Annotated in this window: 10 protein-coding genes and 1 riboswitch; of the genes, 8 read left to right on the top strand and 2 right to left on the bottom strand. The window is 51.2% G+C overall.

Annotated elements, in window-relative coordinates:
• Positions 1-3 precede the first annotated feature (3 nt).
• From Dia5BBH33_RS09840 to Dia5BBH33_RS09810, 8 genes are all read left to right on the top strand, one after another.
• The gene (locus Dia5BBH33_RS09840) at positions 4-1,452 is read left to right on the top strand and encodes an alanine/glycine:cation symporter family protein (RefSeq protein WP_144269252.1); all 1,449 of its coding nucleotides are present in this window, start codon (positions 4-6) and stop codon (positions 1,450-1,452) included.
• Between the two features lie 317 nt (positions 1,453-1,769).
• Positions 1,770-2,990 (top strand): dicarboxylate/amino acid:cation symporter, encoded by a 1,221-nt coding sequence (locus Dia5BBH33_RS09835; RefSeq protein ID WP_022382281.1) that lies wholly within the window; start codon positions 1,770-1,772, stop codon positions 2,988-2,990.
• Between the two features lie 327 nt (positions 2,991-3,317).
• Positions 3,318-3,415: riboswitch (glycine riboswitch) on the top strand.
• A 148-nt stretch (positions 3,416-3,563) separates the two neighbouring features.
• Complete coding sequence (locus tag Dia5BBH33_RS09830) at positions 3,564-4,949, top strand: alanine/glycine:cation symporter family protein (protein WP_162849337.1); 1,386 nt, start codon at positions 3,564-3,566, stop codon at positions 4,947-4,949.
• A 267-nt stretch (positions 4,950-5,216) separates the two neighbouring features.
• Positions 5,217-5,720 (top strand): NADPH-dependent F420 reductase, encoded by a 504-nt coding sequence (locus Dia5BBH33_RS09825; RefSeq protein WP_198419608.1) that lies wholly within the window; start codon positions 5,217-5,219, stop codon positions 5,718-5,720.
• A complete protein-coding gene (locus tag Dia5BBH33_RS11205; protein WP_198419607.1) occupies positions 5,704-5,961 on the top strand; it encodes a hypothetical protein in 258 nt (85 codons plus the stop codon). Before Dia5BBH33_RS09825 ends, Dia5BBH33_RS11205 begins: the two co-directional genes overlap by 17 nt.
• Positions 5,962-6,153: 192 nt before the next feature.
• Positions 6,154-6,606, top strand: a complete 453-nt coding sequence (locus Dia5BBH33_RS09820) for a DUF1934 domain-containing protein (RefSeq protein ID WP_022383206.1) — start codon at positions 6,154-6,156, stop codon at positions 6,604-6,606.
• Positions 6,585-8,252, top strand: a complete 1,668-nt coding sequence (gene argS, locus Dia5BBH33_RS09815; RefSeq protein ID WP_108850385.1) for an arginine--tRNA ligase — start codon at positions 6,585-6,587, stop codon at positions 8,250-8,252. Before Dia5BBH33_RS09820 ends, argS begins: the two co-directional genes overlap by 22 nt.
• A gap of 93 nt (positions 8,253-8,345) precedes the next feature.
• Positions 8,346-9,968 (top strand): CTP synthase, encoded by a 1,623-nt coding sequence (locus tag Dia5BBH33_RS09810; RefSeq protein ID WP_108850386.1) that lies wholly within the window; start codon positions 8,346-8,348, stop codon positions 9,966-9,968.
• Positions 9,969-10,722: 754 nt separating this feature from the next.
• Here the strand turns inward: Dia5BBH33_RS09810 and Dia5BBH33_RS09805 are convergent.
• Together Dia5BBH33_RS09805 and Dia5BBH33_RS09800 are read right to left on the bottom strand one after the other, a co-directional pair.
• Positions 10,723-12,003: a hypothetical protein gene (locus tag Dia5BBH33_RS09805; protein ID WP_108850387.1), complete on the bottom strand. Its 1,281-nt coding sequence runs from the start codon at positions 12,001-12,003 to the stop codon at positions 10,723-10,725.
• Positions 12,004-12,865: 862 nt separating this feature from the next.
• Positions 12,866-14,155 (bottom strand): IS110 family RNA-guided transposase, encoded by a 1,290-nt coding sequence (locus Dia5BBH33_RS09800; RefSeq protein WP_144269251.1) that lies wholly within the window; start codon positions 14,153-14,155, stop codon positions 12,866-12,868.
• Between the last annotated feature and the right edge of the window lie 206 nt (positions 14,156-14,361).

Below are 14,361 nucleotides of genomic sequence, written 5' to 3'. Positions count from 1 at the left end.
AAAATGGATATGGCTGAACTCAATCAATGGGCCAATGCGGCTGATAGTTTCGTATGGGGGCCGGTTATGCTCTGTCTCCTCGTGGGCACGGGGATTTACATGACCCTCACTCTTCACTTCCTCACATGGAGAAATCTTCCTTATGCTCTGAAGAGCATTTTCTCGAAGGAGTCTAGGACGACTTCAAGGGGCAGCGGCGACGTTTCTCCCTTCTCCGCGCTGATGACCGCTCTGGCGGCTACGATCGGCACAGGAAATATCGTGGGCGTTGCGACGGCTATGTTTGCCGGCGGCCCGGGCGCTCTCGTCTGGATGTGGATTTCCGCCTGCTTCGGCCTGTCCACGAAATTCTCTGAATGCATGCTCGGCTTCAAGTTCCGCGAAGTGAACGCGAAGGGTGAAATGAAGGGCGGCCCGATGTTCACGATGAAGAACGGCTTCAAAAACAAGAAAGCCGGCATCTTGATGGGTTTCCTCTTTGCTCTCTTTGCCGTCATTGCCTCCTTCGGCATCGGCAACATGACCCAGGCGAATTCCATCAGCACCGCCGTCAATGTGACATTCGGTGTTTCCAATGAAATCAGCGGCATCATCATGACCGTCATGACCCTTGCCGTCATCGTAGGGGGCATCACCTCCATTTCCAGAGTTTCCTCCATCGTCGTTCCAGGCATGGCTGCCTTCTACATCGCTGCCGGCCTCCTCTGCGTCATCCTCAATATTGAAAACGTACCGCACGGCCTCTACATGATCATCATGATGGCATTCGATCCTTCCGCTGTCGAAGGCGGCGTGCTCGGTACGATCACTGTTTCTGTCATGAACGCTATGCGCTACGGCGTGGCAAGAGGATGCTTCTCCAATGAAGCAGGCCTCGGCTCAGCTGCCATCTCGGCCGCTGCTTCCACGACTGACCGTCCGGCAAGACAGGGCTACATTTCCATGACCGGCACCTTCATCGACACCATCGTCGTTTGCTCCATCACCGGTCTCACCATTGCTTCCTCCGGCGTCCTCGGCACCCTTGGCGCTGACGGCAAGCCCCTGACCGGCGTGGCCCTCACCATGGCAGCCTTCTCTCACAATATCGGACCGATCGGCAGCTACATCGTTTCCATCGGCATCATCCTCTTCGCATATTCCACCATCCTCGGCTGGGAATACAACGGCGAAAAAGCATGGGAATACCTCTTCGGCACCCATAAGTACAACCTCATCTACCGCGTCGCTTTCTCCATGGTCGTCTACGTAGGCGCTACCCAGACCCTAGACCTCGTCTGGAGCCTCTCCGACATCGCGAACGCTCTCATGGCGATCCCGAACCTGATCTCCATCCTCGTCCTCGCACCGGTCATCAAGGAAGAAGTCTTCTCCTACCAGAAAGTCATTGCCGCTGAAAAGGCAGCAAGGGCAGGGGAGACGGCCGCAGAAGAAGTGGTCCAGAAGATTTGAATATCATTAGAAAATAAAGTTTCCCGTTTATTTTTCAGGAAGGAAATCCCATCTCCTTCCTATAGCGAATTTACATAGGGAGCGCGGTTATTCTCAATCGCGCTCTTTTTTTCATGCATGTTGATTCATAAAGCGAAATAGTAAATCTCATAAATTATAATACAAAGGTTATGCTTTACATAATTTATTAAATATCTCAGATGGGTACATATATAAATGTATGGATAATTTATGAAATCTATTAGTTTTTTATTATGTATGCTCCTATAATATGTCTATCATTTTTAATGCCTTAAAAGGCACCTGGAGGGGAAATTATGAATCTTTCGTTACAGATTTTTGCCTCCCTTGTCCTGTCCGTCATCGTCGGACTGGTATTGGGAGAAGGCGCGGCGGCGCCTGTGAAGACATGGATTGCCCCGATCGGCACCATGTTCATCAATCTGATCAAGATGATGATCGTTCCTGTCGTCTTCTGTTCCCTGGTCGTCGGCATGACGTCCATGGGGGATATGAAGAAACTGGGCCGTATCGGTATCAAGACGCTGTCCATTTACATGGTGACCACCGCTATCGCCATCGTGATCGGCTTTGCCGTAGCCCTGGCCATTGATCCGGGCACCGGCATGAGCATGGCCGGAGCGACCGCGCCGAAGGTCAAGGAAGCCCCGAGCATCATGCAGGTCTTCGTCGACATGATCCCGTCGAACCCGATCGCATCCATGGCCAAGGCAGACATCCTGCCAGTCATCATCTTCGCCCTCTTCGTCGGAGCCGGCATCATTTCCGTCGGCGGCAAGAGAGCCGAGACACTGATCAGCTTCTTTGATGCATTCGCTGAAGTCTGCTACAAGATCATCGCCATGATCATGAAGACCGCCCCGATCGGCGTCTTCTGCCTGCTGCTTCCTGTCGTCGTCATGAACGGACCGAAAGTGCTCCTGCCGCTTCTCTCCGTCATCATCTGCATGCTGATCGGCTGCACCATCCACGCCGTCTGCGTCTACTCTGCCATGACGACCGTCGCCGCTCACATGAGCCCGGTCACCTTCTTCCGCGGCATGTCCGAAGCGATGGCCATCGCCTTCACCACCTGCTCTTCCGCAGGCACGCTTCCGGTCAACATGAAGAACGTCCAGGAAAAACTCGGCGTTCACCGCGACATCGCATCCTTCGTACTGCCCCTTGGCGCGACCATCAATATGGACGGCACCGCTCTCTATATGGGCGTCTGCTCCATTTTCATCGCCAACGTATTCGGCGTACCGCTCACCTTTGACCAGATGATGATGATCGTCCTCACCGGCACCCTTGCCTCCATCGGCACCGCCGGCGTCCCGGGCGCAGGCCTCATCATGCTTGCCATGGTACTCCAGTCCGTCGGACTTCCGCTCGAAGGCCTTGCACTCGTTGCCGGCATCGACAGAGTCCTCGACATGTTCCGCACCTGCCTCAACATCACAGGCGATGCAGCCGTTGCCGTCGTCGTCAACGCATCTGAACAGGAAGTGCCCTCTGACATTCAGATCACAGAATAAGAAGGAAGGAAATGGGGAGTGATGAGCTTCATGACGCTCTCCTATATATAATAGTAATAAAATAGACTTGTGTATGCTTATAATGCAACAAGTATCCACTATATATGCAAAACTTGTAAGAAATTTTTATAGAAATATAAAAAAATTTACAAAAATTCTATTGTACAATACACCTGCTTTGCCTTATAATAACAATACAATTCGTAATGGATGATGCATACAGAAAGAGCTCGAGGATGAAAAGTGTATACTTATTCAATATACACCTTTCGGAGACTGCCGAAGGAGTAACACTATCAGGCGTTCAAAGGACACGAAACTGTATGCGGACATAACTCTGGAGATCTCCGCTGAAACGATGCGGAAGCCGAAGGTGCAAAAGGCGCAAGCCTCAATCTCTCAGGCAAAAGGACAGGGCCGGACAAGGACTTTGAGAAATCAATGGGCCGCCGGCTCTGTTTTCATTTTTAGAGCCGGCGGTTTTTTAATGGGTTTTGGGAAAGGAAAGTCTTTCTCAGGTAGTGGATCCCTCCAAAGGGGTGGGGGATCTGGGGAAAATGGGAGGAAAAATCTATGTTGTTAGACATCTTAAACCAGATTGACAGCATCGTCTGGGGACCGTGGCTCTTAGTCTTACTTGTCGGTACGGGCATCTGGCTCACATTCCGGCTCACACTGCTGCAGGTCGTTAAACTGCCGAGAGCTCTGAAGCTCATATTCTTCGCAAGAAACAAGGGCGAAGGAGACATTGATTCATTCAAAGCGCTTTGTACCGCGCTCGCTGCCACCGTCGGCACCGGCAACATCGTCGGCGTCGCTACCGCTATCAAACTCGGCGGCCCTGGCGCACTCTTCTGGATGTGGCTCGCCGCCTTCTTCGGCATGGCGACAAAGTACGCAGAAGGCTGCCTTGCCGTCAAATACCGTCAGGTCGACGACAACGGCAACATCGCCGGCGGCCCGATGTACTACATCGAAATGGGCCTTGGCAAGAAATGGAAACCACTCGCCGTTCTCTTTGCCTTCTTCGGATGCATGGTAGCCCTCCTTGGCTCCGGCACCACGACACAGATGAACGCCATCATTTCCTCCGTGGAAGCAGGCTTTGGCATTTCCACTTACATCACCTGCGCCGTTATTACAGTACTCGTAGCTATCATCACCTTCGGCGGACTCCAGTCCATCGCAAAAGCTGCTGAAAAAATCGTTCCGGCTATGGCCGTCATCTACTTCGTCATTACCGTCATCTTCCTGGCACTCAATGCAGGCGGCCTCCCGGGCGCCATCAGCCAGGTATTCACCGGCGCATTCTCCGGCACCGCAGCTGCCGGCGGCTTTGCAGGCGCAGGCGTCATGCTTGCTATGCGAAGCGGTATCGCCAGAGGCCTCTTCTCCAACGAATCCGGCTTAGGCTCCGCACCGATCGTCGCTGCTGCCGCTAAAACAAAATGGCCGGCAGAACAGGGCCTCATTTCCATGACCGGTACCTTCATCGACACCATCATCATTTGTACCCTGACCGGTCTTACCATCATCGTATCCGGCCAGTGGCTCGGTGACACCAACGGCGCTGAACTTACACAGAACGCATTTGCCGTCACCTATGGCGGCTTCGCGCCGATCCTTCTCACCGTATCTCTCGCACTCTTCGCCTTCACCACCATACTCGGATGGAACTACTACGGCGAACGCTGCTGGGAATACCTCTTCGGCACCAAGAGCATCCTCTTCTACAGAGTCCTCTTCCTCGTCATCCTCGCATCCGCTGCCTTCCTGAAACTCGAATCCATCTGGGCACTCGCAGATATCGTCAACGGCCTCATGGCCATCCCGAACCTTATTGCCCTCCTGGGCCTCACAGGCGTCATCGTCGCAGAAACCAAGAAATACTTCGAACACCTCGAAATCCGCGACGCCAAACTCAAAGCCTACAAAGCAAGAAGAATCGGAAAGAGATAAGAAAAGAAACAGAATCAATAGAGATGTGGAACCCAAACAGTTCCGCATCTTTTTTTGTGGAAACTCGCAAGCTCGGATGTACTGGGCGCTGACTTTCCCGAGCGCCGCCAACACTCGCCTTCCCAGACGGGGAAGGTGCCGGCCCCAAATTCTGATGCCGGCGGATAGGGTTGATTACTCCGAGCTGTAGTTCGTTTCCCCAGTTCCCTCCCTTTTCCCCCTCGTGTATAATATATATAAAACTTTCAATATATAGGAGGCGTGGATATGAATATAGGTGTCATTGGTGTCGGGCATATCGGCGGGACTTTGGCGGAGAAGTTCGTGAAGGCCGGTCATCAGGTCAGCGTGGCCAATTCGAGAGGGAAGGAAGCCGTCAGGGCGTTTGCAGAGAAGATCGGCGCAGCGCCTTCGGATATTTCTGAAATCGTCAAAGGAAAGGATGTCGTCATTCTGGCGGTTCCTCTTCCTGCCATTGAGAAGCTTCCCAGGGATCTTTTCAAGGATGCAGGAAAGACGATCGTGGTGGATACGTCCAATTATTATCCGGACCTCCGTGATTCCCATATCAAGGAACTGGACGAAGGAAAAACAGAAAGCCTCTGGGTTTCTGAGAAAATCGGGCATCCCATCATCAAAGCGTTCAACAACGTTCTGGGGGGATACCCTGGCAGAGAAGGGCAGAAAGAAAGGGGACGAGGGAAGACTTGCCGCCGCTGCGGCAGGAGACAGTGCGGAAGACAAAGCCGTCGTCATGCGCCTGATCGATGAAGCGGGCTTCGATCCCGTCGACGGAGGCACCCTCGAAGAATCCTGGCGCCAGCAGCCCGGGACACCCTGCTACTGCTGCGACTACAATAAAGAAGAAATGGAAAAAGCCCTGCAGGAAGCCGTCCCTGGAAAAGCGCCCGGCGTACGCGATGCCATCAATGACCACCTCATGCACCTTGCCAAAGCGCCCACCCATGAAGAAATCATCCAGGTCAACCGCGGAGCACACCATAAAGAGTAAAAGAAAAGGGCCCTCGGAAATGATTCATTTCTCCGCCCTTTTTTCTTTTTATTTATTTCCATTTTCCATTTGAGAGAGGTAGACGCGCGTGCTATAATAATTAGTATTGTATTGTTATAAGAAGGAGTGGAAAAAGGCCTTCTTATGATATAATAAAAATGATTGATTCATTGATGAAGGAGGCGGCATAGATTGGAGAAACACGTCATTATCAATGTCACTTCCGTCCAGCGTGACGAGACCGGAAAGGATGAGAAAATCACCCTGGAAACCCCGGGCATTTACGGGGAAGAGGGGAATATGAGGTACGTCTCTTACCGGGAAACGAAACTAGCCGGCATGGAAGGCACGACGACGACGCTCCGCGTTTACGAGGACCACGTCAGCCTTTTGCGGGAAGGCACATTCCTGCAGGAGCAGGAGTACCGCATCGGCAAGTCATCGAAGTCGACCTATCAGACACTGATGGGACCCCTCGAAGTGACCGTCGTCACAAGGAGCATCGAAGACAGTCTTACAGGCGGCGAAGGCAAGGTCGTTCTGACCTACGACGTCGAGCTCAAAGGACTGTTTAACCATTTAAATGAAGTTGTAATAGAAGTGCGGGAGGATCCGGAGTATTCATGGAAGTCAGAGAACAACTGAAGGAAATCATTGAAAAAGCAAAGGACGCCGCCATTGCGGCAGGCGAGCTGCCGGAAGGGGAATACGCCCCCATGCAGCGTCTGGAAGTCCCGAAGTCCAAGGAATTCGGCGATTATTCCACCAATGCTTCCATGCGCTGGGCAAAAGCAGCGCACAGAGCGCCGCGCCAGATCGCGGAAGTGATCGTGAAACATATCGACACGCCCCTTGTTGCCAAGATGGATATCGCAGGCGCAGGGTTCATCAATTTCTTCCTGGCAGCAGACACCGTCTATGCCGAACTGGAAAAAATCCTGAAGACAGGCCCGTCCTACGGGGACCTTCCGAAAGACCAGAAGGACAGAATCCTCGTGGAATACGTTTCCGCCAACCCGACAGGCCCGCTTCACATCGGCCATGCCAGAGGCGCAGCATACGGTTCCGCTATGGTGAACCTGCTCCGCGCTGCCGGCTATGACGTCTATTCCGAATACTACGTCAACGACGCAGGCAACCAGATCGACCATCTCGCTGAATCCATCAATGCCAGATACCTCCAGCTCTGCGGCTACGACGCAGAAATCCCGGAAGACGGCTACCATGGACAGGACATCGTCGAAACAGCCAAGAGAATCCTTGAAAGAGACGGCAAGAAATACCTGGGCATGAGCGATGAAGAACGCCTCCTGGCATTCAAGGACATCAGCCTCAACGAAAAACTCGACGCCCTCCGCAAGGACCTCCACGATTTCAACGTAGACTTCGACAACTGGTTCTCCGAAAAATCCCTCTATCCGGAACAGGTCGACAAGGCCTTAAAGGTACTGAAGGATGAAGACAACCTTTACGAAAAAGACGGCGCCCTCTGGCTCCGTACCACAAAGAACGGCGATGACAAGGACAGAGTCGTCATCCGTACCAACGGCGTGCCGACCTACTTCTGCTCCGACATCGCATACGTTGGAAACAAGATCGAAAGAGGATACAACAAACTCATCGACATCTGGGGCGCTGACCACCACGGATATATCATCCGCTTGAAGACGGCTATGAAATTCCTCGGATACAACCCCGATGATTTTGAAATCATGCTCCTCCAGATGGTTACCCTCCTCCGCGACGGACAGCCAGTCAAGATGAGCAAGCGTACCGGCCAGGCAGTCACCCTGCGTGAACTGATGGACGAAGTCGGCACCGACGCAGCACGCTATTTCTTCTGCGCAAGAACACTCGACTCCCAGATGGACTTTGACATCGATCTTGCCAAGAAACAGTCCAGCGACAACCCGGTCTACTACATCCAGTACGCCCATGCCCGCATCCACAGCCTCTTCGATCAGGCGAAAGAAGCAGGCGTGAAATGGGATCCGTCCTTCGCAGGCACCGATTTCTCCTACCTCAAGGAAGAATGCGAATTCGACCTCATCAAGAAAATGGAAAACTACCATCAGCTTCTGGCGGGCGCAGCCGTTGAAAGAGCACCGCAGCGCGTAGCCAAGTATGCTTACGAACTGGCAGCCCTCTTCCATCATTTCTACAGAGAATGCAGAATCCTCGGCGTCGATGCAAAGACCACCGAAGCACGCCTCGGCCTCATCACAGCCGTACAGTACGTCCTCGCGCATGCACTCGCCATCTTGGGCGTTTCTGCTCCTGAACATATGTAAAAATATATCCCGCCGTATTTCTTCCCATACGGGCCGGGAGTATAATAAAAGGAAGAAAATTCGATCGTTACTATCATTGAAAGAGGAGGTCTCATGACTAAATACATCTTCGTAACCGGCGGCGTCGTTTCATCTCTGGGCAAAGGCATCACGGCCGCTTCCCTCGGAAGATTACTCAAAAACAGAGGGTACAAAGTCACCATCCAGAAATTCGATCCATATATTAACATCGACCCCGGCACCATGAGCCCGTATCAGCACGGCGAAGTATTCGTCACTGACGACGGCGCCGAAACGGATCTCGACCTCGGCCACTATGAACGTTTCATCGACGAAAACCTCTCCAAGGCTTCCAACGTGACAACAGGCAAAGTCTACCAGTCCGTTATCAACAAAGAAAGAAAAGGCGAATACCTCGGATCCACCATCCAGGTCATCCCGCACATCACCAACGAAATCAAAGACAGAGTCCTCCGCGTCGGCCGCAATGACAATGCAGACATCGTCATCACCGAAATCGGCGGCACCGTCGGCGATATCGAATCCCTGCCATTCCTCGAAGCCATCCGTCAGGTCAAGAAGGACGTGCCGAACAGAAATGACGTACTCTACATCCACGTCACCCTCGTGCCATACATCGAAGCAGCAGACGAACTGAAATCCAAGCCGACCCAGCACTCCGTCAAGGAACTCCGCTCCATCGGCATCCAGCCGGACATCATCGTATGCCGCACCGTCAAGGCACTCCCGGAAGACATGAAGAGAAAGATCGCCCTCTTCTGCGACGTAGAACCAGATGCAGTCATCAACAACCTCACCGCATCCAGCATCTATGAAGTACCGCTTATGCTGAGAGACGAAGGACTCGACCGCATCGCCCTCGAAAAACTCGGCCTTGACGACAGCCCGTGCGACATGAAAGACTGGGAAGCCATGGTTTCCCGCATCCTTTCCGCTGACAAGACCGTCAACATCGCCCTCGTCGGCAAATACGTCGAACTCCACGACGCATACCTCTCCGTCGTCGAAGCCCTCTCCCATGCAGGCTTCAAGATAGGAAATAAGGTCAACATCCGCTGGGTCAACTCCGAAACCATCGAAGAAGAACAGCCCGATCTCCGTGAAGTCTTCAAAGACATCGACGGCATCGTCGTACCAGGAGGCTTCGGCAACCGCGGCGTAGAAGGCAAGATCGCCACCATCAAGTACGCACGCACCAACAAGATCCCGTTCCTCGGCCTCTGCCTCGGCATGCAGTGCGCCGTCATCGAATACGCAAGAGACGTATGCGGCATGAAAGACGCTAACTCCACCGAATTCGTACCGGATACACCATATCCGGTCATCGATCTCATGTCCGACCAGGAAGACGTCACCGAAAAAGGCGGCACCATGCGCCTCGGCATCTACCCGTGCAAACTCAAAGAAGGCACCAAGACAAGAGAACTCTACGGCAACCAGGAAATCGTCTATGAACGTCATCGTCATAGATGGGAAGTCTCCAACGCACTCCGCCCGGAACTCGAAAAAGCAGGCCTTATCGTATCCGGCACCAGCCCGGACGGCAGACTCGTTGAAACCATCGAACTCGCCGACCATCCATACTTCGAAGCAACCCAGGCACACCCGGAATTCAAATCCCGCCCGAACCGTCCGCATCCCCTCTTCCAGGGCCTCGTAGACGCAGCCGTTGCTCACAGAGATGAAAACAAATAATCAATGATAGAACGATAAATAAGGAAAAAGGAAAGGACATCCCGCGCGGGATGTCCTTTTTGCGTGTGAGGGGGCTGTTCCTCGAGCGAAGCGAGGTTTAAGGGTGTTGACCTTGCTCCGAAGGAGAAGGTCCGGTCGGAGACCGGGAATGAGATGTAGTTCTCGCAGCATTGCTGCGGTTGTAAAGGTTTTCCCTTCGCTTCCGCAGCATCGCTAAAAGTGCTAAGGTACGCTTTCATATCAATAAGCTCTTATATAGAAACCGTACAACCGCGGCGGAGCGCGATTTAAAACACCATCCAACCTCGCTCCGCTCGCGGAACCTTTTTATATTTCTAAGAGCAATGAATACTGCACCCCTTTCGTCAGCAACAGTTAAATGATTGGCTGACCGCGCCTTCCCCGCTGGGGCAGGTTAAAACCTTCCGCATTGGCGTGAATGACAACTATCAACTGCGATGTACTGAGTCTTGATTTTCAGGGCCGTAGGCCGGTCTTGATTTTGCTCTGGAAGAGAAGGTGCGCCGTATACCAGTTGACGGTAGCGGTAGCAACACAAATGTCTCATAAGTTAGTGTACGGGGCGGATGAGTTGCATTTCTTCAAGGCGTTAGCCTTGGTTTTATGGTTTTCAAAAAGGTTCATTTCCCTCGAGTGTCAGCTCGGTTGTAAGGTTTTATCCTCTCTCAGTCCGCCGCACCAAAAAAAGCCCCGCCATCGAGCGGGGCTTCCCTCTGTTTTTTGTTTTTAAATCTCACAGTCCGAATATCTTCTTGATCCCTGCGAGGAAGGGATGCTTGATCGGCAGTTCTTTCAATGTGGACACGACGAAGTCGTCGGGTTTCCTGAAGGAGAGGCCGTAGGTGAAGTAGATGGTGTGGGCCGTCTGGATGACGTAGTCCCTCGTTTCCTCGATGAGAAAGTTCTCCATTTCCTTGGAGAAAGGACGCTTGTTTCCTTCCCTTGTCTTGCCAAGCTCCCTCATCAGTTTCATGGCAGCTGCGGGGAAGGCGTCGCCGGAGGCTTTGTCGGCGATACGCATCGCAAAATCCGGGAAGTAGCGGTAGTAGGCGCGCGTGTTCTTCGGATTGAAGAAAGCCCACTGGCGCATGAACATGTGGATCTTCAGGTACATCTTCTGGCGGACCGGAATATCCTCAGGCAGAAGATCGCCTGCTGCGACCCTTCTCCTGACCCAGCGCGCCACAGAAGGGGACTGGAGGATGCCCTCGGCAATCGAATCCCTCATGTCGCGCCTCTGCCACAGATACGAAGCAAAGAAAGCAGGGACATACGCACGGAAAAGCATGTACCGGTAAATGAACCTCGTATCCGGCAGGCCTTCCTCCGTTTTTTGCATCTTCGAAAACATCTCATCAAGCGGCACCATCGTTTTCGCGCTCTCCATGATACGATTTCCCTGGGACAGACCAAGATCCGTTCCTATGGCCTTTAAAAGCAGCAGAGGAAGCTTTCCCTCACGACCCCTGAAGTCCGGATCACAGAAAGACAACGACTCGATATAAAGATCCAGGATCCGGCGCGCCTCATGCACGAAACCCTCCGTCTCCGGCGCAAAGAAATCCGCAGCCGGAAGCAGCGACTCCTTCACCTCCGCCGTCATCAGCGACAGCATTTCAAGGACAGCAGACTTCGTAAAGAAATCCGGACCCTTGAAAAGAGAAGCCGCCTTCTCCGCCGCATCGAACTCCGACATCAGAGAACGCGTCGTATCGAAATCCAGATGCCCCTCAAAAGCAGAAGACAGGAAATGGCTCTCCGCAGACAAATCACGCGCCATCTTCGAAGCCAGCTGCAGACGGAAGCACACATACTTCCGGATCACATCATTCAGCACATGACGATTCTCAGCAAAAGAGAGCTCATGCGCCTTCGCCCAGGCATAAAAAGCCGTCCCCACATCCGTCTCCGACGTGAAAGAACGCCGCGCAGCCGGATAAAAAGCCTTCTCCATCCGTTCCCCAAGAATACGCGCCAGACGCACCTTGCCTTCCACGACCTTATCATCCTGCATAGAGCCCCCTCCTTACTTAGCATATTTCCTCTATTATACAATAAGAAAGGAACAGAAAAAGAGAGGCTCAGAGGGAAAATAAGAAAAGAAATATTGCATTTTTCACCAAATGGTATATAGTATATACAAGAAATCCGCAAAGCTCCCGGCTATGCGGAGGCGCAGGCGTTCGAGCAGTGCTTCGGCACATTATAATATTTGAACCATGCGCCTCCTCATGACCAGGAGCCTTTTTCATTGCTAAAGAAAGAAAATAAACATAGAAGCTAAACTTGGAAAATAAAGGATAAATTGCCTATTATATTTAATATCGGAAAATGGTATAATATATGTAACGAAAGAGTCCGAAAGAAGTCCCGCGAAGGTAGTCAATTACCGTAATACCTCCTTTGGATAAAATAATGAAACGATGAGTTGCGTTGATTTGTTCTTGCATTGTTTTTCATAATACACGCGGAACCCAAAGACCCTTTCGGATCGCTCCCGGCTACGGCCGGGAGCTTTTGCGTGGGGGCAAAGATGCAGCTCCGCGAGCGAAGCTGCTAAAAGCCATGGTGCGCCTTTGACCTTGCCCTGGAAGGGAAGGTGTCAGCGGAGCTGACGGATGAGTTGCATTTCCTCAAGGCGTTAGCCTTGGTTGGCATGTTTTTTCAGCCGAAGGCTGGTTTAAGGGTGTTGACCTTGCTCCGGAAGGAGAAGTCCTGCTACCAAAAAGCAAGTGCCAATTTCATTTTTTTTGCAACTTTTTTCTAAATCCGGCGTTTTCTCTTTGTCCACTTAATTTTGGGCAGCACAAAAAGGCCGATCTTTCCCTCGGTTTTTTCGCGCTTTTCTTTAGTTAAATCTTGCTAATTCATTGAGCTTAGGCGGTGACTTTAGTTTTAGCTCTGGTTTTGGATCTGGTTTTAGTTTTGGCTCTTTCTGCAAGTGCCATATTATCGTATAACTCTTTTATTCGTGCATATATTATCCGTAAGAATTTGTTTAAAGCTGCAATCTTTGCTACTTTTGGTGGCTTTCCCTCTGCTTCTTTCCTGAGCATATAATCATAAACATCAGGATTTTTCCTGACCTTTTCCCATGTTCTCTTCTGAGCCCTTAAAGCCATCATTATTTCGTAACCAGTGTCACGAAATACTTTCGAGCCTTTCTTTGTTATATGCCTATGCGTACTACTGAAATCTCCGGATTCATCGGGAGGTGAATCTATCCCGGCATATGCGACCAGTGCCTTTGAGTTTTTGAATCGCCGGATATCTCCTGCGGAGCCGAAGAATCTTGCTGCTAATGGATCTCCAACGCCTGGCATTTCTCTAACAATCTGGTATTCAGGAAGTTTCTTGGCCTCTTCAATCATTTGTGTTACTATGGTGACAAGAGTCCTGTTGACTCCGCTCAGCTTGTCGACGATACATTGGAGAATGGTTTTAACCGTTGGATTTGCTGGGTAATAAGGGATACAGCTTTTGGCGATCGCGTAAATCTTAGCGGCTTTACCTTCGACTGGGCGGTATCCCTTTTTCTTTGCCCAAGCAGTGAAAACTTCGGTAAATTCAGCCTCTGTCATATTTACGATCTCATCACGATGCCAAAATTTCTCCACAAAATCCAGCATAAAGTCTTTCTTAGTGGACAGATTGAGAGAATGAAGCTCTTTATCCATTCCCGGCATAGCACAGTCAATATAATGCTGCAGTTCCTGAAGGATTATCTGACGATGTTTTTTCGCGTTCATATAGGTTCTGTTTAGCAGATCCAGGTTAAAATAGGTGTCTTTGGGAATCTGCCATTCCACCAGCTTATCCCAATAACTAATTCCGTAACTGGCAATGGTGCGGGAGTCCTTCTTATCCGTTTTGCCGCCTCTAAAATCTGTATTAGCGAATTTCTTTACTTTATACGCATTGACGATAGAGATAAAAATTCCTTTTTCTTTAAGGTGAAGAGCAATCGGATATTGGTAAATACTGGTCGATTCCATAATGACTCTAACCTCTCCATTAAGCCTCTTGAGCGTATCTGCAAGAAAATCGAGCTCCTCAGTCGAATGCCAGACAAGAAACGGCCGCATAATGACTTTCCCGTCCTGGTCCATAATACATACGGTACTCCTGTTCTTTGACACATCAACACCGACACTGATACGAGTCATACTAATTCAACCTCCTTTAAAAAATATTTAGCAGTCAGTTGAATCTTTGTAGCCAGCCACACTTATTACCTATCCCAACCTAGTTTGTTACACGTATGCCTCTCTATGAAAGGGACAACCTGCTTACTCGGGCGCATACAACAAGGGGTTGGCTGTCGCACTTCTCTGCGGTGGCAGTAAAAAGCATCTGCACCAAGGTGGGCTTT

Source organism: Dialister hominis (assembly GCF_007164725.1).
GTDB lineage: Bacteria > Bacillota > Negativicutes > Veillonellales > Dialisteraceae > Dialister > Dialister hominis.
Note: the sequence above shows the minus strand (reverse complement) of the source record. Positions and strands in the feature narration are given on the sequence as shown.

Excerpts from the sequence above, each read along its gene's own strand:
- Dia5BBH33_RS09825 (WP_198419608.1), top strand. The coding sequence starts at position 5,217 with ATGAATATAGGTGTCATTGGTGTCGGGCATATCGGCGGGACTTTGGCG.
- Dia5BBH33_RS09835 (WP_022382281.1), top strand. The coding sequence starts at position 1,770 with ATGAATCTTTCGTTACAGATTTTTGCCTCCCTTGTCCTGTCCGTCATC.
- Dia5BBH33_RS11205 (WP_198419607.1), top strand. The coding sequence starts at position 5,704 with ATGCGCCTGATCGATGAAGCGGGCTTCGATCCCGTCGACGGAGGCACC.
- Dia5BBH33_RS09810 (WP_108850386.1), top strand. The coding sequence starts at position 8,346 with ATGACTAAATACATCTTCGTAACCGGCGGCGTCGTTTCATCTCTGGGC.
- Dia5BBH33_RS09840 (WP_144269252.1), top strand. The coding sequence starts at position 4 with ATGGATATGGCTGAACTCAATCAATGGGCCAATGCGGCTGATAGTTTC.
- Dia5BBH33_RS09800 (WP_144269251.1), bottom strand. The coding sequence starts at position 14,155 with ATGACTCGTATCAGTGTCGGTGTTGATGTGTCAAAGAACAGGAGTACC.
- Dia5BBH33_RS09805 (WP_108850387.1), bottom strand. The coding sequence starts at position 12,003 with ATGCAGGATGATAAGGTCGTGGAAGGCAAGGTGCGTCTGGCGCGTATT.
- Dia5BBH33_RS09830 (WP_162849337.1), top strand. The coding sequence starts at position 3,564 with ATGTTGTTAGACATCTTAAACCAGATTGACAGCATCGTCTGGGGACCG.
- argS (WP_108850385.1), top strand. The coding sequence starts at position 6,585 with ATGGAAGTCAGAGAACAACTGAAGGAAATCATTGAAAAAGCAAAGGAC.